Origin of the sequence: Campylobacter taeniopygiae (assembly GCF_005406225.1) — a bacterium.
Taxonomy (GTDB): domain Bacteria; phylum Campylobacterota; class Campylobacteria; order Campylobacterales; family Campylobacteraceae; genus Campylobacter_D; species Campylobacter_D taeniopygiae.
Genome location: NZ_NXLY01000008.1, coordinates 1 through 18,964, shown reverse-complemented (window position 1 = coordinate 18,964; position 18,964 = coordinate 1). Strand labels below are relative to the sequence as shown.

General features: G+C 31.4%; 20 protein-coding genes, 3 tRNA genes and 2 pseudogenes. 6 read left to right on the top strand and 19 right to left on the bottom strand.

Annotated features, from left to right (window positions below):
* Nucleotides 1-65: 65 nt before the first annotated feature.
* Nucleotides 66-509: a GatB/YqeY domain-containing protein gene (locus tag CQA75_RS04965; RefSeq protein WP_137623928.1), complete on the bottom strand. Its 444-nt coding sequence runs from the start codon at nucleotides 507-509 to the stop codon at nucleotides 66-68.
* 11 nt (nucleotides 510-520) lie between these two features.
* Nucleotides 521-1,540 carry a bifunctional 3,4-dihydroxy-2-butanone 4-phosphate synthase/GTP cyclohydrolase II gene (locus CQA75_RS04960; RefSeq protein WP_137623927.1) on the bottom strand — a complete coding sequence of 340 codons (1,020 nt, stop codon included), beginning with the start codon at nucleotides 1,538-1,540 and terminating at the stop codon, nucleotides 521-523.
* A gap of 119 nt (nucleotides 1,541-1,659) precedes the next feature.
* Here CQA75_RS04960 and CQA75_RS04955 point away from each other — a divergent pair.
* Nucleotides 1,660-1,735: transfer RNA gene (locus CQA75_RS04955), tRNA-Gln, on the top strand.
* A gap of 12 nt (nucleotides 1,736-1,747) precedes the next feature.
* Nucleotides 1,748-1,823, top strand: a tRNA-Met gene (locus CQA75_RS04950).
* A 74-nt stretch (nucleotides 1,824-1,897) separates the two neighbouring features.
* Here CQA75_RS04950 and CQA75_RS04945 read toward each other — a convergent pair.
* The 13 genes from CQA75_RS04945 to CQA75_RS04885 all read right to left on the bottom strand — a co-directional run bounded on the left by CQA75_RS04945 (nucleotide 1,898) and on the right by CQA75_RS04885 (nucleotide 13,185).
* Nucleotides 1,898-1,974, bottom strand: a tRNA-Arg gene (locus tag CQA75_RS04945).
* 33 nt (nucleotides 1,975-2,007) lie between these two features.
* Nucleotides 2,008-4,083, bottom strand: coding sequence for an elongation factor G (gene fusA, locus CQA75_RS04940; protein WP_137623926.1), 2,076 nt, complete (start codon nucleotides 4,081-4,083; stop codon nucleotides 2,008-2,010).
* Between the two features lie 12 nt (nucleotides 4,084-4,095).
* On the bottom strand, nucleotides 4,096-4,566 hold the full coding sequence (gene rpsG / locus CQA75_RS04935) for a 30S ribosomal protein S7 (RefSeq protein WP_137623925.1): 471 nt from the start codon (nucleotides 4,564-4,566) through the stop codon (nucleotides 4,096-4,098).
* Between the two features lie 69 nt (nucleotides 4,567-4,635).
* Nucleotides 4,636-5,022: a 30S ribosomal protein S12 gene (rpsL, locus tag CQA75_RS04930; protein ID WP_002782934.1), complete on the bottom strand. Its 387-nt coding sequence runs from the start codon at nucleotides 5,020-5,022 to the stop codon at nucleotides 4,636-4,638.
* Nucleotides 5,023-5,234: 212 nt separating this feature from the next.
* Complete coding sequence (gene aldA, locus CQA75_RS04925; protein WP_137623924.1) at nucleotides 5,235-6,674, bottom strand: aldehyde dehydrogenase; 1,440 nt, start codon at nucleotides 6,672-6,674, stop codon at nucleotides 5,235-5,237.
* A gap of 12 nt (nucleotides 6,675-6,686) precedes the next feature.
* A complete protein-coding gene (locus tag CQA75_RS04920) occupies nucleotides 6,687-7,004 on the bottom strand; it encodes an L-rhamnose mutarotase (protein ID WP_137622512.1) in 318 nt (105 codons plus the stop codon).
* Nucleotides 7,005-7,775, bottom strand: a complete 771-nt coding sequence (locus CQA75_RS04915; protein WP_137623923.1) for an amidohydrolase family protein — start codon at nucleotides 7,773-7,775, stop codon at nucleotides 7,005-7,007.
* A 1-nt stretch (nucleotide 7,776) separates the two neighbouring features.
* Nucleotides 7,777-9,018 (bottom strand): L-fucose:H+ symporter permease, encoded by a 1,242-nt coding sequence (gene fucP, locus CQA75_RS04910; RefSeq protein WP_137623922.1) that lies wholly within the window; start codon nucleotides 9,016-9,018, stop codon nucleotides 7,777-7,779.
* A gap of 16 nt (nucleotides 9,019-9,034) precedes the next feature.
* Nucleotides 9,035-9,823 (bottom strand): SDR family oxidoreductase, encoded by a 789-nt coding sequence (locus CQA75_RS04905; RefSeq protein WP_137623921.1) that lies wholly within the window; start codon nucleotides 9,821-9,823, stop codon nucleotides 9,035-9,037.
* A 47-nt stretch (nucleotides 9,824-9,870) separates the two neighbouring features.
* Nucleotides 9,871-11,034: a UxaA family hydrolase gene (locus CQA75_RS04900; RefSeq protein ID WP_137623920.1), complete on the bottom strand. Its 1,164-nt coding sequence runs from the start codon at nucleotides 11,032-11,034 to the stop codon at nucleotides 9,871-9,873.
* Between the two features lie 4 nt (nucleotides 11,035-11,038).
* A complete protein-coding gene (locus CQA75_RS04895) occupies nucleotides 11,039-11,302 on the bottom strand; it encodes a UxaA family hydrolase (RefSeq protein ID WP_137623919.1) in 264 nt (87 codons plus the stop codon).
* Between the two features lie 4 nt (nucleotides 11,303-11,306).
* Nucleotides 11,307-12,266, bottom strand: coding sequence for a 2-keto-3-deoxygluconate permease (locus CQA75_RS04890; RefSeq protein ID WP_137623918.1), 960 nt, complete (start codon nucleotides 12,264-12,266; stop codon nucleotides 11,307-11,309).
* A gap of 10 nt (nucleotides 12,267-12,276) precedes the next feature.
* Complete coding sequence (locus CQA75_RS04885) at nucleotides 12,277-13,185, bottom strand: dihydrodipicolinate synthase family protein (protein WP_137623917.1); 909 nt, start codon at nucleotides 13,183-13,185, stop codon at nucleotides 12,277-12,279.
* A gap of 240 nt (nucleotides 13,186-13,425) precedes the next feature.
* Here CQA75_RS04885 and CQA75_RS04880 point away from each other — a divergent pair, with 240 nt between their 5' ends.
* Entirely contained in the window at nucleotides 13,426-14,193 is a 768-nt protein-coding gene (locus tag CQA75_RS04880; RefSeq protein ID WP_137623916.1) for an IclR family transcriptional regulator, read from the top strand.
* 24 nt (nucleotides 14,194-14,217) lie between these two features.
* On the opposite strand, the pseudogene CQA75_RS04875 reads toward CQA75_RS04880, so the two are convergent.
* The 4 genes and pseudogenes from CQA75_RS04875 to CQA75_RS04860 all read right to left on the bottom strand — a co-directional run.
* Nucleotides 14,218-14,469: pseudogene (locus CQA75_RS04875) on the bottom strand (hypothetical protein); the annotation flags it as partial.
* Between the two features lie 10 nt (nucleotides 14,470-14,479).
* Nucleotides 14,480-15,811, bottom strand: a complete 1,332-nt coding sequence (locus CQA75_RS04870) for a gluconate:H+ symporter (RefSeq protein WP_212741796.1) — start codon at nucleotides 15,809-15,811, stop codon at nucleotides 14,480-14,482.
* Entirely contained in the window at nucleotides 15,808-16,347 is a 540-nt protein-coding gene (locus CQA75_RS04865; RefSeq protein ID WP_137623915.1) for an FGGY-family carbohydrate kinase, read from the bottom strand. The genes CQA75_RS04870 and CQA75_RS04865 overlap by 4 nt, the downstream gene beginning before the upstream one ends.
* A gap of 213 nt (nucleotides 16,348-16,560) precedes the next feature.
* Nucleotides 16,561-17,277, bottom strand: coding sequence for an XRE family transcriptional regulator (locus CQA75_RS04860; RefSeq protein ID WP_137623914.1), 717 nt, complete (start codon nucleotides 17,275-17,277; stop codon nucleotides 16,561-16,563).
* 98 nt (nucleotides 17,278-17,375) lie between these two features.
* Here CQA75_RS04860 and CQA75_RS04855 point away from each other — a divergent pair, with 98 nt between their 5' ends.
* From CQA75_RS04855 to CQA75_RS04845, 3 genes and pseudogenes are all read left to right on the top strand, one after another.
* Entirely contained in the window at nucleotides 17,376-17,576 is a 201-nt protein-coding gene (locus CQA75_RS04855; RefSeq protein ID WP_246023755.1) for a hypothetical protein, read from the top strand.
* A gap of 437 nt (nucleotides 17,577-18,013) precedes the next feature.
* Complete coding sequence (locus CQA75_RS04850; protein ID WP_137623913.1) at nucleotides 18,014-18,205, top strand: helix-turn-helix domain-containing protein; 192 nt, start codon at nucleotides 18,014-18,016, stop codon at nucleotides 18,203-18,205.
* Nucleotides 18,206-18,964, top strand: a pseudogene (locus CQA75_RS04845) (Mu transposase C-terminal domain-containing protein); the annotation flags it as partial. It lies immediately after the preceding gene.

Sequence of the window (18,964 nt, the reverse complement as noted above, 5' to 3'; positions counted from 1 at the left end):
ATTTGTTACAATCATAGCACGATAATCTTTCTAAATACTAACTTTTTACACAATCTTAAAAAAAATTAATTTAAAATTTCTCTTAATACTTCATTTAATCTTTTTCCATCAACCCTTGCCCCAAATTCTTCCTTAGCTTCTTTCATAACAAGCCCTTGCTCCTTTAAAGAACTTACCCCTAATTTTTCTATTATTTTTTTTAATGCTGATTTTAATTCTTCATCGCTTAATTGTTTTGGTAGATAAATTTCAAGAATGGCAATTTCATCATTTTCTTTTTGAGCCAAATCTTCTCTTCCGCCCTTAATATAAAGTTCTACCGCATCTTTTCTCTTTTTTATCTCGCCAATTATGATCTTAAATATTTTTTCATCATCAAGAGTGATTCTTTGATCGATCTCAAATTGCTTTAAAGCCGCATTTAAAGTCCTTAAAACATCACGTTTGAAATCATTTTTTTGCTTCATCGCTTCTTTAATATCATTTAAAATTTGCTCTTTGAGTGTCATTTTTATCCTTTCTAATTAAAATTACAGACTTTAAGATTTAGCCCAAAACCCTCTAAGCCTATATAGTCCTTATCGCAACTTTGAGATAAAAGCTTAATCTCTTCTATTTTAAAATATCTTAAAATTTGCGCCCCTATACCATAATTTTTAAATTGAGTTGCACTTGATTTTTCTCCTTGCATGAAAACAATCACTCCACTATTTTCATGTAAAAATTTAATCTGTTCTAAAAGTTTTGAAAATTTATCCGACGTTAAAAGCTCAAAATCGCTTCCGCTGATATGAAATTTCACATTGGTGCATTTTTGAATTTCTCCAAAAGAAAATACAATATGTTGCATATGATTATGATCAGTAAAAACAAATTTTTCAGCTTTAAAACCCGCTAAAAAGCTATCACTTTTTTCTTTTAAGGTAATAAGGCTTTCATGTTTTAATCTGTATTCTATAATATCAGAAACCGCAATCATATTAAGATTATGTTTTTCGCAAAATTTTTCTAAATCTTCTCTGCGAGCCATATCTCCATCATCTTTAACAATTTCACAAATCACACAAGCTTCTTTTAATCCCGCTAAACGACAAAGATCCACAGTCCCTTCTGTATGCCCTGTCCTTTCTAACACTCCTCCACTTTTAGCAATTAAAGGATTAATATGACCAGGTCGAACAAAATCTTCTGCTTTTGCCTCATCATCTGCAAAAATTTTTATAGTCATATCACGTTCATAAGCACTTACACCCGTTTTAGCCTCTTTAGCATCCACTGTAATTGTAAAAGCAGTTTCGTGATTGGAGGTATTTTGTGGCACCATTAAAGGAAGGTTAAATTTTTTAGCGATTTTCTCTCCAAGTGCTACACAAACAACACCCCTAGCCTCTTTGATCATAAAATTAACCTTTTCTTTTGTGCTAAATTGGGCAGGAAAAATCAAATCTCCTTCATTTTCTCTATCTTCTGCATCAACCATTACAAGCATTTTGCCTTGTTTTAAGTCCTCAATAGCTTGCTCAATGCTTACAAATTTCATTTATTATTCCTCAATTTTTATAATTTTATAAAAATTATAGCTTTATTTGCTTGACAAATAAATTAAATTTTAATATAATTTCCTCTCTTAAAAATATTACACAAAATACTTATTTAAATTGGGGTATCGCCAAGCGGTAAGGCAACAGGTTTTGGTCCTGTCATTTCAGGGGTTCGAATCCCTTTACCCCATCCAAAAATATCTTATCGCGAAGTAGAGCAGTGGTTAGCTCGTCGGGCTCATAACCCGAAGGTCGGGAGTTCAAATCTCCCCTTCGCAACCAATCATACCTAATTAAAACTTCTACTAAAAATTTGATTAAAAGCTAAAGAAAGAAAATAATAGATTTATTTAAAATGGTGTCCACGGCGAGATTCGAACTCACGGCCTCAAAATTAGGAATTTTGCGCTCTATCCAGCTGAGCTACGAGGACAAAAAAGCGGAAGAAAAACTTCCGCTTTAATTTTTAACCATTTCTCTTTTTGATAATTTCTTCAGAAACATTTTTTGGAACTTCATCATAATGATCAAATTCCATAGAATAAGTTGCACGACCTTGAGTCTGACTTCTAAGATCTGTTGAGTAGCCAAACATTTCAGCTAAAGGACAAAATGCTGTGATGATTTTATTTCCGCCTCTTTCATCCATAGAATTTACTTGACCACGACGCTTATTTAAATCGCCTATTACATCACCCATATATTCTTCTGGAGTTTCAACTTCAACCTTCATCATAGGTTCTAAAATAACAGCTCCTGCTTTTCTAGCTCCTTCTTTAAAACCCATAGAAGCAGCAAGTTTAAATGCCATTTCAGATGAATCCACTTCGTGGTAACTTCCATCATAAACAGTCACTTTTACATCCTCAACAGGATATCCCGCTAAAACACCATTTTGTAAAGCTTCTTGAATACCTTTATCTACAGCTGGAATATATTCTTTAGGAATCACCCCGCCTTTGATATCATTAACAAATTCATATCCACTTCCTGGCTCAAGTGGTTCAAGACGTAAAAATACATGTCCATATTGACCACGACCACCTGATTGTTTAGCGTATTTATATTCTTGTTCAACTGTTTTTCTAATTGTCTCCCTATAAGCAACTTGAGGTTGGCCTACTTCAGCTTCAACTTTAAATTCACGAAGCATACGATCAACGATAATTTCTAAGTGAAGCTCACCCATACCTGAAATAATAGTTTGACCACTTTCTTCGTCAGTAGAAACTCTAAAGCTTGGATCTTCTTGTGCAAGTTTATTTAAAGCTATAGACATTTTTTCTTGATCTGCTTTGGTTTTTGGCTCAACGGCAACAGAAATAACAGGATCTGGAAAATCCATTCTCTCTAGAATAACTTTATCTTTTTCGCTAGCTAAAGTATCGCCTGTTAAAGTGTCTTTAAGTCCTACAACAGCACCAATCTCTCCTGCGTAAAGAACTTTAATTTCTTCTCTTTTATTTGAGTGCATCTTTAATAAACGACCGATTCTTTCTTTTTTATCTTTTGTAGAGTTATAAGCATAAGAACCACTTTCTAAGCTACCACGATAAACACGCACGAAAGTAAGTTGTCCTACAAATGGATCGGTCATAATTTTAAAAGCAAGTCCTGCAAATTCACCATCATCAGTTGATTTTACAGAAACTTCTGTACCATCTTCATATTCACCTCTGATATTTGCTACCTCATCAGGAGCTGGTAAATAAGCTACAACCGCATCAAGTAAAGGCTGAACACCTTTGTTTTTAAAAGCCGTTCCGCAAAGCATAGGAACGATGGCAAGACTTAAACATCCAGCTTTAATTCCTGATTTGATTTCTTCAAGAGTTAATTCTTCTCCGCCAAGATATTTTTCCATCAATTCATCAGAAGTTTCAGAAACTGCCTCTATCATCTTAGTGCGATATTCTTCAGCTTTTTCTTTTAATTCTGCTGGAATTTCTTTTTCAACATAATCTGTTGGTTTTGTGTCATCTTCCCAAACCAAAGCTTTCATTGTTACAAGGTCGATAACACCTTTAAAATTATCTTCAGCACCAATTGGAATTTGAAGTGGAACTGGATTTGCTTTTAAACGGTTGCGAATTTGATCTTCTACATTGTAGAAATTAGCACCGATTCTGTCCATTTTATTAACAAAAACAATTCTTGGAACCCCATACTTATTTGCTTGTCTCCACACAGTTTCTGATTGAGGTTGAACCCCGCCAACTGAACAAAAAACAGCTACAGCGCCATCTAAAACACGCATCGATCTTTCAACTTCAATGGTAAAATCCACGTGGCCTGGAGTGTCAATAAGATTGATTTGATGATCTTTCCAAAAACAAGTTGTCGCAGCAGAAGTAATTGTAATACCTCTTTCTTTCTCTTGCTCCATCCAGTCCATAGTCGCAGCACCATCATGCACTTCGCCGATTTTATGACTCATCCCAGTGAAGAAAAGAATTCTTTCACTTGTTGTTGTTTTTCCAGCATCGATATGTGCTGCAATCCCTATATTTCTAACTTTTTTTAAAGGAGTAGTTCTTGACATCTTATTCCTTTCTTACCAACGATAGTGAGCAAATGCTTTATTTGCTTCAGCCATTTTATAAGTATCTTCTTTTTTCTTAAAGGAAGCGCCTTTGCTGTTAGCAGCATCTAAAAGCTCTCCTGCAAGTTTTTCTATCATTGTTCTTTCACTTCTTTTTCTTGCAAAAGAAATGATCCAACGAATAGCTAAAGCTTGCTGTCTAGCAGGTCTTACTTCAACTGGAACTTGATAAGTAGCACCACCTACGCGACGAGATTTAACTTCTAAAAGAGGTTTGATATTTTCAATAGCTTCATTAAAAATATCGATTCCTTTCTTTTCGCCACCTTTTTTATCAATAGCTTCTAAAGCACCATACATTATAGTTGTTGCAACACTCTTTTTTCCATCATACATTAAAGAATTAATAAATTTTGTGATTACTTTATTACCATAAATCGGATCAGGTAAAACTTCTCTTACCGGAGCTTTTCTTCTTCTCATTATTATTCCTTCAAATTTTTAATTTTACTCAAACAAAATCAAATCAAACGGATTTGTCTGTCTTTAATTTTACTTAGCAGCACCTGCTTTAGGACGCTTAGCACCATATTTAGAACGAGAAACTGTTCTTTTTGCAACACCTGCTGTATCAAGCGCACCACGTACAATGTGATATTTCACACCTGGTAAGTCTTTAACCCTACCACCACGCACTAAAACAATACTATGTTCTTGAAGATTGTGACCTTCACCGCCGATATAGCTAATCACTTCAAAGCCACTAGTAAGTCTTACTTTGGCAACTTTTCTTAACGCTGAGTTTGGCTTTTTAGGAGTTGTTGTATAAACCCTAGTGCAAACTCCCCTTCTTTGTGGACAATTTTTAAGCGCTGGAGATTTAGATTTTTCTAAAACTTTTTTACGCTCTTTTCTAACCAATTGATTTATGGTTGGCACAATAATTCCTTTCTTTAAATAATGTAATAAACCTTGAATAGTATCTAAAATTTGCTTAGTTTTTATTAAAATTATCTTTTATTTTGTTTGTTAAGGTATTTTCTCTGTTTTAGTGTCAAATAAAATAAAGTTGTAGCTATAAATCAAAATTTGTCAATTTCAAAAAACCTTAATCCAAAAATATACAATTAGATTAAGGTAAAAAAAATAAATTATTGTTTTTCTGTATTATATTGTAAATAAACTACATGAGTAGCTAAATACTCTTCAAGACCATGCTTGCCATCAGCCCCTCCTATTCCACTTTTTCTAAATCCTGCATGAAAACCCTGCATTGCTTCAAAATTTTCACGATTGATATAAGTTTCTCCGAATTTAATTTCTCTGCTTGCCCTCATTGCTATATCTAAATTTTGGGTATAAATAGAACTTGTAAGCCCATATTCACAATCATTTGCCATATCAATCGCTTCATCCAATGTGTCAAATTTTGCAATAGGTAAAATAGGAGCAAAAATTTCTTTTTGCATAATCTCATCCTTGTGCTTAACATTTGTAAGTACAGTAGCTGGAAAATAATATCCACTTGTATCAGTTATTTTTCCACCACACTCTAAGGTGGCACCTTTAGCTTTTGCACGTTCAAGCATTCCCAATGCATTATCCACGCCCGCTTGATTGACAAGTGGACCCATATCAAAATTTCCTTTGAGTGTATTTCCTACACTCACCTTACTCATAGCTTTTACAAATTTATCTACAAATTCATCATATACATCTTTATGGATATAGGCTCTTTCAGCACAATTGCAAACTTGACCATTGTTACAAATTCTACTTGCTTTTATTGCCTCTACAGCCAAATCAATATCTGCATCCTTGCATACTATAGCAGGTGCTTTTCCTCCAAGCTCTAAAGAAACTTTTATAATATTTTTTGCCGCCGCTTCCATAACCCTAACTCCAGCCTCAACGCTTCCTGTAAGACTTACCATACCTATATCTTTATTGCTTGATAATTCGTGTCCTACTATACCACCCTTTCCAGCCACCAAATTAAACACTCCTTTAGGTAAAGAACTTTGTGAAACAAGCTTTGCAAATTCAAAAGCATTGTTTGGAGTTTCACTGCTTGGTTTTATAACAATAGTATTTCCCGTTAATAAGGCTGGAGCCATTTTTCTCGCTATTAGAAAAAATGGGAAATTCCAAGGTAAAATTCCACCAACAACCCCAATAGCACTTTTGTACAGATATATATGTTCATTAGCTCTATCGCTTTGTATGATTTCACCTTCATATCTTCTAGCCCATTCAGCTGTATAATCTATATAATCGGCTGTGAAATGAATTTCTATACTAGCCAAATCTTTAGTTTTTCCCTGTTCTTGCATTAAGATATGGGTTAAAAAATCGGCATTTTTTCGTATCAAATTCGCCAATTCTTTTAAATGATTTGCTCTTTGTATAGCTGGTTTCGCCTCCCAAGACTTTTGAGCTTTTTTAGCTTCTTCAATCGCTCTTTGAGTATCTTCTAAACTTGCACTAGCAACTTTTGAAATTACTTCTTTAGTTGCTGGATTTAAAACTTCAAAAAATTCACCCTCATGAGGAATAAATTCCCCGTTAATAAAATTATAATAAGTTGTCATTATCTCTCCTTTTTAATCCAAATGAAACACTTCTTCCATGTTAAGCCATTTTTGTCCCGCATAGCCTAAAGATATTTGGCAAGGATCTGTTACTTTCCACCATTTTTGTGTATTTTCATCCCTTGCCATTTTAGCCATATCCGCTTCAAAATCAGCTCCTATATACTCAAAATATGCAAACAAATACTCTCCAAAAAGATAAATGGAATAATTTTGTATATTGCACTCCTTAATCATTTCACAAACTCCTTTGTAAGGATTTTTATGGAGATCTTTATATTCTTGAATTTTCTCCTTTTTAATTTTTATGATTTGACCATACCTTTGCATTTAACCTCCTTTATAAATTTTTAAAGCATTTTGATAAAAAATTGCATCTAAATTTTCAAAAACTTCACTTTTTAAAATCAAATTTGCCCATTTATTTGGACTTAATTTTGATACTGGGTAGTTGCTGCCAAATAAAAATCTATCTTCACTAAAATTTTCTTTCAAAAATGAGAAAAGCTCAAAAATAAATTCTTGAGAAGTTTGCATCGAAAAATGATCTGGCGATGAAAGCTTGATATAGAAATTTGAAAATTTTTTTAATCTTTGTAAATCTTTTTTATAACCATCAAAACAATTAATATCAGGACTCCCCATATGATCTAAAACCACTTTTAAATTCGAATTTTCACTTAAAAATTTCTCTAAAAATGTTAATTCGCTATTTTTTAAACAAGCTTCAAAAACTATTTGTGCTTTTTCTAAAATTTTCATAAACTCTTTAAAATCAGCTTCAAATAATCTTTTAGCACCTTTAAAACTCGTGTGCATAACCTCTCTAAAAGCACAAATTTCTTCTTTATGTTTCAAATCTGCTAAGCAAAGTTTTAACCCATAAAGCTTTTTTAATTTTAAAGCAAATAAAGCTTCTTTATCCTTATTATCACTATTTGTCTCAACATACATAGCACCGAGAAACTCAAAATCTTTATATTCTTTTATTGCTTGATTAAAATCAAAATTTTGATTCAATTCTTTGTATGAATTAACCCAAGAAATAGGACATTCTTGCAAATTCCAAAGATGTAAATGAGTATCAAAAATCTTTTGCATTTTAAACCTTTATTTTAGAACCAAAAAATCCGTACCAAGCAACATATAAAAATAAAGGCGCCATTGCCAAATATCCCATACTTGTATTATAATGATCATTAATTAAACCCACAATGCTAGGCATAATCGCTCCTCCAACTACACTCATTACAAGCAAAGATCCGCCTAATTTTACTTGATTAAAAGGTAAATTTTTTGTCGCTATAGCAAAAATCGTTGGAAAAGAAATAGACATGAAAAAAAATACAGCTATAAGTAAAACTATACTTAAAAAGCCATGGACAAAATAAAGTCCTATACATAAAATGGTATTTATTAAAGAATATATACCTAAAATATTTTCTCCTTTAATTTTTTTCATTAAAGGTGTAGAGACGATACGTCCTACCATAAATGCCACTAAGGCTATAGAAAAATAATAAGCACCTTGCTCATCCTTTAAATTTTCATTATGTTCAACTACATAATTGATAAAAAATGCTCCAGCAGCAACTTGATTTGCTATATATAAAAATTGTGCTAAAAGCCCTAAATTAAAATGTCTATGTTTAAAAACCTCTATAGATTTAGAATAATCTTTTTGTTTATAATCACTATTTACAGCCGAACCTTCAGGAATTTTATTTAAGGCAAAAGCGATTAAGATTAAAATCACAATAGCAGCAATTCCAACATACACAAGCTGAACATTTCCCATATTTTCCACTAATGCGGTTTCAATTTGTTCTTTGCTGGCACTTTGTCCTTGCTTAGTGATAGATAAAAATAAAGCTCCACCGATAATAGGTCCTAAAAATTGTCCAAAACCATTAAAACTTTGAGCAGCATTGATTCTAAAACTTGCATTTTTTTCATCTCCAAGTTTTACCATATAGGGATTTGCACTAGCTTCTAAAGATCCTATACCGCAAGCTAAGATAAAAAATGCAAATAAAAACAAATGGAAAGAAGCTAAATTAGTCGCAGGTATAATCATCAAAGATCCTATAGCATACAATGCCAAACCAAACATAATTCCTACCTTGTAAGAATATTTATTAGCTATATAGCCTGCAGGTAAAGCGATAATAAAATAAGCTCCAAAATAAGCCAATTGTAAAAACCCACTCTCATGCTGAGTGATATGAAGGTGATTTTGAAAATTTTTATTCATCACATCTATAAGTCCATAACTTACACCCCATAAAAAGAAAAGTGAAGTTACCAAAATGATTGCGATTTTAATATTTTTTGAATCAGTCATTTGATATCCTTATCTCTTAGTCTTCATCCCAATTTAAAGCTCTATCTAAATGAATATAACCTCCATCTGGAATTAAAATCTGTCCCGTAGTATGTGAAGCTAATGGACTTAGGGTAAAAACAGCTGTATTTGCAATTTCTTCTACGGTAGTGAAACGGTGTCCTAAGGGAATAGCTTTTGCAATTTTTTTATATTGTGCTTCGGGATTAGGGAAATTTTGTAACCATTTTTCATAAAGTGGAGTCATCACTTCAGCAGGAGCAATAGCATTTACTCTAACATTATCCTTAGCAAAGGCACAAGCCCATTCTCTAGTGAATCCAATTTGTGCAGCCTTAGCTGATGCATAAGCACTAGTTCTACCTTGACCCGTAATACCTGTTTTACTAACTATATTTAAAATACTTCCTTGCTCTTTTTTAATATAAGGCAAACACTCTTTAGCCATTGCATAATAGTGAAAAAGATTGTTTTCATAAGATTTGATTAAATCTTGAACACTTGTATTCTCAATATGTAAGTTATCATTTGCTCCTGCGTTATTTACAAGAGCGTAAATTCCATTATATTTTGCAGCAACCTTCTTTACAAGCTCTTGAATTTGATCATAATTTTTTAAGTCAATTTCAAAAAATTCATAACTTTTACATAAATTTTTTAATTCCTCATCGTGTTCTTTTGGCATAGATCTTGAAAAAACGACAGAAATTCCACCCTCTTTGGCCCATAATTTAGCAATTGCATAACCGATGCCTTTAGCACCCCCTGTTATAATGCAAACTTTATTTTTAATTTTTAAATCCATTTTCTTCTCCTTATTATTAATCAAAAACCATGCCAAAATAATATTTATTAGCAAGTTGTAGCAAGTCTCCAAACAGAAAAATCATTTTGTTCATTAATTTCTGCCTTTACTAATTCTCCATTTGAAATCCGTATGATTAAATTTATCAATTCATCTCGCACCTCTTCTTTAGTTTTTTTACCATCTATAATATCCCCTGCATTAATATCAATAGCGTCATTCATATTGTTATAGCAAAAAGTATTTGAACTCATTTTGATCGTAGGAGTAATAGCAGAACCTGTAGGTGTTCCACGACCCGTAGTAAATACACAAATATTTGCTCCTCCAGCTACCATAGCGCTTAATTGCTCAATATCATTTCCAGGAGTATTCATAAAAGTAAGCCCCTTAGAAACTACAGGTTTTGCATAATCAATCACATCCATTAAAGTTCGAGTTCCTGCTTTATAAACACAACCTAAAGATTTTTCTTCTATAGTGCTTAGCCCACCTGCTATATTTCCTGGACTTGGATTTGCTCCACGAATATCAGCATGAAAAGATTTAACTAAATTTTCATAACCCAAGATTTTCTCATATACTTTTTTTGCTATTTCATCATTTTTAGCTCTTTTTGCCAATATAGCTTCACATCCTATAAGCTCGGTTGTCTCGGCTAAAATTACAGCACCACCTTGATCAATGATAAAATCGCTTAAACTACCTAAAGCAGGATTAGCACTAAGCCCGCTATAACTATCGCTTCCTCCACATTCTGTTCCCAAAATTAAATCACTAAAATCGCCTTCACTTTTTTGTAAATTTAAAGCAGCTTTAAGCATATCATTAACTATTTTTACACCTTTGTCTATCGTATTTTTACTACCGCCACATTCTTGTATTACTAAATATTCAACCTTTTTATAAGGAGTTGTTTGTTTAATTTTTTCAGCCACTACTTTAGCTTGTATCACTTCACAACCAAGTCCAACAATTAAAACTCCAAAAACATTAGCATTTGTACCATGACCTATTAAAACGTCTCTAGTTTGCAAAGCATCAAATTCAAGCTGAGAACAACCATGCTGATGATTAATATAAACTGATCCTTGACATTGTTTAGCTATATTTTCACACACTTTATTAGCACAATGCACACTAGGTATAATCATAACTTTATTCCTCAATCCTAATTTACCATCTTCTCTTCTATAACCCATAATTTTCATTGCTTTACTCCTTATCGCCACGTCCTCGGATACCAGATATATTATGAATATGCACCCATTCTCCAGCCTTAATATCACAATTTGCACTTGCAATAATCTCTGCATACTTAACAACCGCTTCATTAGCTTTGATATCTTTAAGTGCAAATTTGTGCCCACTAGCAATATCATTCTTAAGTCTTACATTTGCCACCTCTTCTCCTTTTTTAAAATTGCGTAAAGCAGTGGCTACATTATCTTTTTCACTCACTATAATAAAGCTTTTCATAAATTTATCTCCTTATATGTGTTTTGGCCCATTTAGCATAATATGAAGTTAAAATTGGCACTATAAAAGCAGTGATTACTACACAAGTGCTCACAAGCACTGTTGCGTATTTTGCTTGTTCTTTAAGTTCGGGATAAAGTTGTGCTATAAGCATAGGAGTTGCACCTGCTGCACCTGCTGTACTAGATGCAGCAATTCCGGCTGTTCCATTTCCTTTAGCTAAAAATATGTCTGATAAAATCAGAAAAAAACCCGTAAAAATAATGACAGAAAAAGCTAAAATAATCCCAGCTATTCCAGCTTCATAAATAGAATGAAGGTTAATGGTACTTCCTAAAGAAAAGCCTAAAAATATGATCATAGGCTCATTTAATTTAGTCAAAAATACCCTAAAATCTTCATCCAAATTTCCTAAAATAAACCCTAATAAAAATGGTAAAACCAAGCCTATAAAATTTTGTATAGGAAAGCTAGCAAGCCCTGTTGTACCTAAAACTACCATAGTAAATAAAGGACCACTTTCTATCATCAAAAGCAAACTTGCACCAGCTTCTTCTGTTGTTCCGTATTGTTTAGTTAAAGCCGTATATAATCCTGCATTAGTCATATCCATAGCTGCCACAACAGCTAAAGCACTAAAACCTATAAATAAACCTTCAGTGATCATACCTTGTGGGATTAATCTTTGAACAATCATACAAGCTATATACGCTGCAAACATTTTAGTTGCCAATAAAACTCCAGATTTTTTAAGTACTTTTGGAGTAGCTTTTAATTTTATACTCGCTCCAATACCAACAAACCAAACTGCTATAATTACCGTAGATCCAGTTCCTAAAGCATTAGTAAAAGGACCAAAATAAGCTAAAGTATCTGGCCAAAAAGTATGAATAATAGCACCAATAAGCATAGGTATAAGCATCATTCCACCTGGTGTTTTTTCAAGAAAACTTTTTATTTTCATATCAAACCTTTTATAGCCTTATATCTGTTTCTTTTTCCAAAGTTTTAATCAATTCTTTAGCTTTATCAAAACACATATCTAATTTTTCTTTAGTTGAAGATGATAAAGGGTGTATGGTTGCATTTGAAAATTCAAATCCTCTAGCCTTTAACAATAAAGCAAATCCCATAGGAAAAGAGATACTCATCCCAAATCTTATAACCTTTAAAAGACTCTTTTGTATTAACAATGCTCTTTCATATTTTTTGTCATTCATTGTTTTATAAATTTCACTCATAAGTTCTGGAAAAATTCCTCCGATACTTGTCATAGAACCTTTAGCTCCTAAAAATAAGGCTTCTGCATAAATTTCTTCTCTTCCTACAAAAACATCGAAATTTTTGGGCACCATATCCAGAATGTGATTTAAAAGCAAAGCATCTCCACTACTATCTTTAATACCTGCTATATTGTTAAGTTTTGAAATTTTTTCTATAAGGTTTAAACTTAAAGCGGGTGCAAAAAGCGGAATATTATAAATATACAAAGGAAGTTTGACTTTTAAGGCTAAATCTTTGATATATTCAAAAAGAGTCTCTTCATCAAATTTGTAATAATAAGGCATAGCGAGCAAAAGCGCATCAAGTCCTAACCTATAAGCTTCCTCTGATAAAACAATGGTATTTTTATAAACACTTGAAGTAATACCCGTAATAATAGGTACTCTACCCTTAGAAGCATCTTTGCTAAGTTTCATTAATTGAACCTGTGCCTCAATACTTAAGGCTTGAGAGTCACCTGCACTACCATTACAAAATAATCCATCTAAACCTTTATCAATCCCAAATTCACAATAGCGAATAAATTCTTTTTCATTAATCATTCCATCACTAGAATAAGGCGTAAGCAAAGCTGGTAATGTCCCTTTTAAAATTCCCATTTTATCTCCTTATATTTTTTGTATATACAAAAATTTATTTATATACAAAAAATATAACAAAATTATTTAAAAAAAATCAAGGGATAAAAAACATAATTATTTTATATTTATCTCTTAAAATAGGCTTTTGTCTTGGAAATACAAATTGTAAAATAAATCAAAAAAAATGTTTTGTGTTACCAAAAGTAAAAAATGTGATAAAATTTATAAATAAAATGCAATCGTTAAAAGGATAATTTTATGCATCAACCTACTCTTAGAGTTATAAAAATTTTAGAATTAATTGCCAACTCAAAAGAACAGCTTACATTAAGTCTAATAGCTAAAAAATTAAATATTCCAGCGGGAACACTCTCGCCTATTTTGCAAACTTTACAAAAACAAAAATATATAAAATGCAATTTAAGCAATAAAAGTTATTCTTTAGATTTTAAAATTTTAGAGTTAAGCTGTAATATGAAATATAAAAATAGCATCTTTGAACTTATTAAAAAACATATGAAAAATATTAGAGATTTAACAAATTTAACTTGTCAAATGGGTATTTTAAAGGAAAATAACGTTCTTTACTTAGAAAAGTTAGATGCTAATGATCAAATACAACTAAAATCTTTTATAGGAACTTCATATCCCGCTTATGCAACTTCTCTAGGTAAAGCTTTATTATCAAATAAAACAAAAAATGAATTAACAATGCTTTATCCTAAAAATTTTGAAAAAATAACTCAAAATACCTTAAAAAATATAGATGAATTATATGAACAAATAAAAAAAATTAAAAAAGAAAAAGTGGCGTTGGAAAGTGGGGAAATGAATCCTCAAATTGAATGCATGGCTATAAATATAGAACACAATCATAAAATCATTGCTGCAATAAGTATATCTTATCCTATTTTTTATTCAAATAAAGAATTTAGAGAAAAAAATAAAAAAATATTAATCGAAGAGAAAAACAAAATAGAAAAAGAAATTAATTTATTTTTTTCAGATTTGGAGAGCATCTATTAAAATAGCCAAAAAAGGCTATTTTAATTAATTTTCTTTTAATTTAAATTTTTCTTCGCTATAAAGACCAGTTCCTACAGGAATCATTCTACCTAAAATAACATTTTCTTTTAAGTCTTCTAGATAATCAAATTTACCTGCTATACTAGCTTCGGTTAAGACTTTAGTTGTTTCTTGGAAAGATGCTGCAGAAATCACACTATCACTTCCAATCGCAGCTCTTGTAACACCTAAGAGAACAGGTTCTGCAATAGCTGGTTCTCCACCCATTCTCATAATCAAATAATAACTAAACAAATAAATTTAAAATAAGCACCATTATAAGTCCAAAAACAGCTATGATTGTCTCAAGCAAGCTCCAAGTTAGCAAGGTTTGTTTTATACTCAAATTAAAAAATTCCTTAAACATCCAAAAACCTGGGTCATTCGGTAACGATAAAATAACACTGCCAGCACCTATAGATAAAACCATTAACTCCAGATTAACTCCACTTACCGTGGTAAGCGGAAGAACTATACTTGCTGTTGTTATCGCTGCAACCGAAGCTGAACCTAAAGCTATCCTAAGTAATGATGCTATCAGCCAAGCAGCTATTAGAGGAGAGAAACTAGATTTATTGATAAAATCTGATATATGGGAACTTAAACCGCTATCTATTAGAATTTGCTTCAAAACACCTCCTCCTGCAATGACAAGCAAAATCATAGCTATGCTTTTTACTCCTCCTTCTAAACTCTTACCAATTTGAGACATAGTCCTTCCTCTTTTTAAACCCAATATATAAATAGCTACTAAAATAGCTAACAAAAGAGCTATATTAGGGCTACCAAGAAATTCAATCACTTTATAAATAGAATTTTGATGAAATGATTCATTCGAAAAAAACTTTAAAAAAGTAGCCAAAAGCATTAAAATAACTGGTATTAATGCACTTATAACACTGGTAAAAAATGAAGGTAAATTGTCTAAATCTTGATTCTCAAAAGAAGTTACCTCTCTCCCTTTTATATTTCTTACAAAACTATAAAAAATAGGTCCTGCAACTATAAAAACAGGAGTTGCCACAATGCAACCATAAAACAAGGTTAATCCCAAATCAGCCTTTAAAGTATCCGCTATCATAACAGGTCCTGGATGAGGAGGTAAAAAGCCGTGTGTTACAGATAAAGCTGCAACCATAGGTATTCCGGCTTCCAAAGGATTTATTTTAAGTTCATTTGCTATAGTAAAAACAATAGGTATTAAAAGTATAAAACCTACCTCATAAAAAAGTGCGAAACCTACTAAAAAACTAGCTATACAAACACTCCATCTTATATTTTGTGCTCCAAAACTATTTATAACACTTATTGCTATTTTTCTAGCTGCACCGCTATCAGCCATTAATTTTCCAAGCATAGATCCTATGCTAAGTATAATAGCAAGTCCACCTAAAGTCTCCCCTAGACCTTTTGTAATAGTATCTGATATCTTTTGTATATCCATGCCTAGAGCTAAGCCTATAAAAATTGAAATTAGAAGTAGAGATAAAAAACTATTAAGTTTAAATTTTACTATAACTAAAAATAAAAATATTATTCCGATTATAAGTATTAGCAAATCTATAAAAATTAAATTCATATTTTATTTTCTCCTATTTCGTAAATCTGTGCAAATTCATCTTGTAATTTTGAATATAAATTTTCATAAATTTTAAAAATTCTGTTATAAAGATCAAAATTTTCACTCTGTGCGTGAAAAATTCTCTCACCTTCTAATTCTTCTAAATCATCTAAATTATCTATCAAACCTAATGATATAAAACCTAAAATAGCTGCTCCATAAGCAGCACCTTCGCTATTTTTAGGTAGTATTATATCTCTATTTAAAATATCTGCTAAAATTTGAATCCAAACGCTAGATTTAGTAAAACTTCCACTCACTTTTATGCTAGTAGGCTCTTTAAAGCTTGAAAGAGGGTTATAAATACTTTTTAGCCCATAGCAAATTCCTTCCATAACAGCTCTTATCATATGAGATCTACTATGATTTAAACCTAAACCAAAAAACATACCCTTTAATTCACTATTCCAATGAGGTGCCCTTTCTCCAGTAAAAAAAGGTAAAGCTAAAAGTCCTTCGCTACCCACTGCTACCTTTGAAGCTTTTAAACTCATTAACTCATAGGCATCTTATAAAGTTATGTAAAAAAGTAAAGTGAGATAAAATCTAATTAAAGTATTATTTTATAGTATTTTGATTAGATTTTTTTAGAAATCAAAGTGAGGATTTATTCTTTACAAATTTTTACATAGCACTTTACATATTTTTACAAAAGCTTTACATATTTTTTACATTCTTTTTACAAATACTTTACAAAGCTTTTAAAATCATATTACAGACCTTAAAACTTTACCTTTTATAAAAAGAGGAGTTTGTGATTCATCTAGTTTTATGCTGTAGCTTTTATATTCTTTATTTACGCTGATTATTTCTAGGATATTTTCAAAAGGATTTAATTGCAAAAGCTTTACCATAAGCTGACCATTATAATTTAATACATACAATCCATCGCCTTTAAAGTCGGCACTTTCTTCAAAAATCACCCAACTATCAGGAAAAAGCATAGGTGTCATAGAATACCCATCCACGCGAATAGCTTTTATACTAGCACTTGGAATTGTTTTGAAAAAGGCTTTGTCTATAGCCATAAGCTCTCCGCTCTCATAACATTCTAATCCTTCTAATTCATTCCCACCTCCAGCAGAAGCACTAATATTAAGCTTAGGGATATAATAAAAACTCTCTTCCTCTGTTTCTTTAAGGTTTGTTTGATTAACGAATACTTTTTCATCACTTACGAACGACTTACGAACATTTTCATTTGATGACTTACGAACAACTAACGAACTATTATCTTTAAAAAAATAGTCACTATTGATTTTCAAGATATTAGCTATTCTAGTAATTAAAATAACACCAACATCACTCTTGCCATACTCATAGTTTTGTAAAGTTCTTGCTGTGATGCCCAACTTGTTGGCTAATTGCTCTTGCGAATACCCTTGCTCTTCTCTTGCTATACGAATTTTTTTTCCAATTTCCATAAAATATCCTTGACAATACGAAAATAATTTCGTATAATTACATAACTTTTTTGGTAATGGTAACACAAAAAAGCAAAAATAAAATTAAAAGGCGTAAAATGAATTTTAAGCAAGCAAGCAATCTTTTAAATGGTGTAAAACATCTATTTGAGAGTGAAAATTTTAGTGGTAAAGATGAACTTATTAAGCTTTCTCTTGAGAAGCTAGAAGGATTTTTGGCAAATCAAAAAAGTAAAGAAATAGCTGAAAATGTTAGTAAATGTTTCCTAAAACACGATACTGAGAAAAAAAACTTATAAGAGTGCTTTAAAATCTCATACTCTTGAACCATATAAAGGTTATCAAATACCTCGCAGACAAACCTTGTATATGGGACAGAAGCATTAGAAAATAACAAGTCAGAACTATTGTGATATACTATATAGGAGTGTGTTAAAGTGAATAATACAACAAAGGCTAATTTAGTTTTTTCTTCGGAAGATAGTTGTGATAAAAACTCACATCTTTGTTTATGTGTTTTTTTTATGAAAGCTCGTGCTTGCTGTAAAGAGCTATGTTTAAAGGTTAAATCGTATTCTTGTTTTAAAAGGGTCTCAAAAAGATTATCTATAGCCTCTAAATCTTCTTCTTGGAAGCTTTTTAAAATATTTTTAATAGTATCTTTTATTTTTAAACTATATATGATGGCTTTTCTCATAAACAACCTTTTTATTAATTATAACATACAAGGAAGAAAATGAAAAATAAACTTATAAAAACTATGAGTGCTAAAGGCGTAAAGCTTATGACTTGGGCTAAGGCTAAGGGTCTAAATCATAAAGATATGGTTATACTTTATGATTTGTCTAATGGTAGGATTAAGGGTATAAGAGGTAGAGCTAAAGAGCTTAGAATTATGCTAGAAAAAGATGGGTTTAAGGTGGCTTGAATGTGGGTAAATGCTAATATATTTTGCGAAAATTATTATTCTATTGGTTTAAGAAATCTACAAAAGAAATCAAAAAAAGCTATTGAAAATAATGAAAAAATTTTGCACATTGATACGAAAATATTTTCGTATAGATACACTCAAGGCAAAGGACGTGGTGGTAAAACCCTCCAAATCTGGTCTAAGCCTTTAAGCAAAGAAGAAGCACAGCTAGTAGAACAAGGTTTTAATATAGAAGATATAAGCCATGAGTTTTTAAACAATAAAAGTTCTAACAAGGATTTAACGCACTATTCTTTAAATAAAACAATTGTAGAAAATAACACAAAGCTAAGCAAAGAAGTTTTAAGCAAGCCATTAAATGATGATGCTTTGCTTAAAAATTCTAATGCTTTACAAGTACAAAATACTAACGAGATTAAACTTAGTGAAAATCAAATACAAATAAACAAAGATAGCTTAAGCGAATTTGCAAAAGCAAGTTCTAAAAAGCAAAATTTAGCTTTGCAAAAAGCTGCTGTGGTTAAAGAGTGGCTTCATGCTAAAGGCAAGATAAGTGCTAATGATTTTATAAGCTATATCAATGCTAAGAAAATTTATGAGTTTAAACTCACACAAAACAAACTCTTTGCTTGGCAAAAAGAATACTTAGCACATGGACTTGATGCTTTAGTAGATAAAAGAGAAAATAAAAAAGCAGATGAGATCGAAAGACTTGGTATAAAAGAACTTTTTGTAAATACCTTGCTCGCACAAAAA

Bases quoted from the DNA above. Each gene is read 5' to 3' on its own strand.
- aldA (WP_137623924.1), bottom strand. From the start codon at position 6,674: ATGACAACTTATTATAATTTTATTAACGGGGAATTTATTCCTCATGAG.
- CQA75_RS04890 (WP_137623918.1), bottom strand. From the start codon at position 12,266: ATGAAAATAAAAAGTTTTCTTGAAAAAACACCAGGTGGAATGATGCTT.
- CQA75_RS04855 (WP_246023755.1), top strand. From the start codon at position 17,376: ATGAATTTTAAGCAAGCAAGCAATCTTTTAAATGGTGTAAAACATCTA.
- CQA75_RS04905 (WP_137623921.1), bottom strand. From the start codon at position 9,823: ATGGATTTAAAAATTAAAAATAAAGTTTGCATTATAACAGGGGGTGCT.
- CQA75_RS04880 (WP_137623916.1), top strand. From the start codon at position 13,426: ATGCATCAACCTACTCTTAGAGTTATAAAAATTTTAGAATTAATTGCC.
- CQA75_RS04900 (WP_137623920.1), bottom strand. From the start codon at position 11,034: ATGAAAATTATGGGTTATAGAAGAGAAGATGGTAAATTAGGATTGAGG.
- CQA75_RS04850 (WP_137623913.1), top strand. From the start codon at position 18,014: ATGAAAAATAAACTTATAAAAACTATGAGTGCTAAAGGCGTAAAGCTT.
- CQA75_RS04960 (WP_137623927.1), bottom strand. From the start codon at position 1,540: ATGAAATTTGTAAGCATTGAGCAAGCTATTGAGGACTTAAAACAAGGC.
- CQA75_RS04860 (WP_137623914.1), bottom strand. From the start codon at position 17,277: ATGGAAATTGGAAAAAAAATTCGTATAGCAAGAGAAGAGCAAGGGTAT.
- CQA75_RS04920 (WP_137622512.1), bottom strand. From the start codon at position 7,004: ATGCAAAGGTATGGTCAAATCATAAAAATTAAAAAGGAGAAAATTCAA.
- CQA75_RS04895 (WP_137623919.1), bottom strand. From the start codon at position 11,302: ATGAAAAGCTTTATTATAGTGAGTGAAAAAGATAATGTAGCCACTGCT.
- CQA75_RS04965 (WP_137623928.1), bottom strand. From the start codon at position 509: ATGACACTCAAAGAGCAAATTTTAAATGATATTAAAGAAGCGATGAAG.
- fusA (WP_137623926.1), bottom strand. From the start codon at position 4,083: ATGTCAAGAACTACTCCTTTAAAAAAAGTTAGAAATATAGGGATTGCA.
- CQA75_RS04885 (WP_137623917.1), bottom strand. From the start codon at position 13,185: ATGGGAATTTTAAAAGGGACATTACCAGCTTTGCTTACGCCTTATTCT.
- CQA75_RS04870 (WP_212741796.1), bottom strand. From the start codon at position 15,811: ATGAATTTAATTTTTATAGATTTGCTAATACTTATAATCGGAATAATA.
- rpsG (WP_137623925.1), bottom strand. From the start codon at position 4,566: ATGAGAAGAAGAAAAGCTCCGGTAAGAGAAGTTTTACCTGATCCGATT.
- fucP (WP_137623922.1), bottom strand. From the start codon at position 9,018: ATGACTGATTCAAAAAATATTAAAATCGCAATCATTTTGGTAACTTCA.
- CQA75_RS04915 (WP_137623923.1), bottom strand. From the start codon at position 7,775: ATGCAAAAGATTTTTGATACTCATTTACATCTTTGGAATTTGCAAGAA.
- CQA75_RS04865 (WP_137623915.1), bottom strand. From the start codon at position 16,347: ATGAGTTTAAAAGCTTCAAAGGTAGCAGTGGGTAGCGAAGGACTTTTA.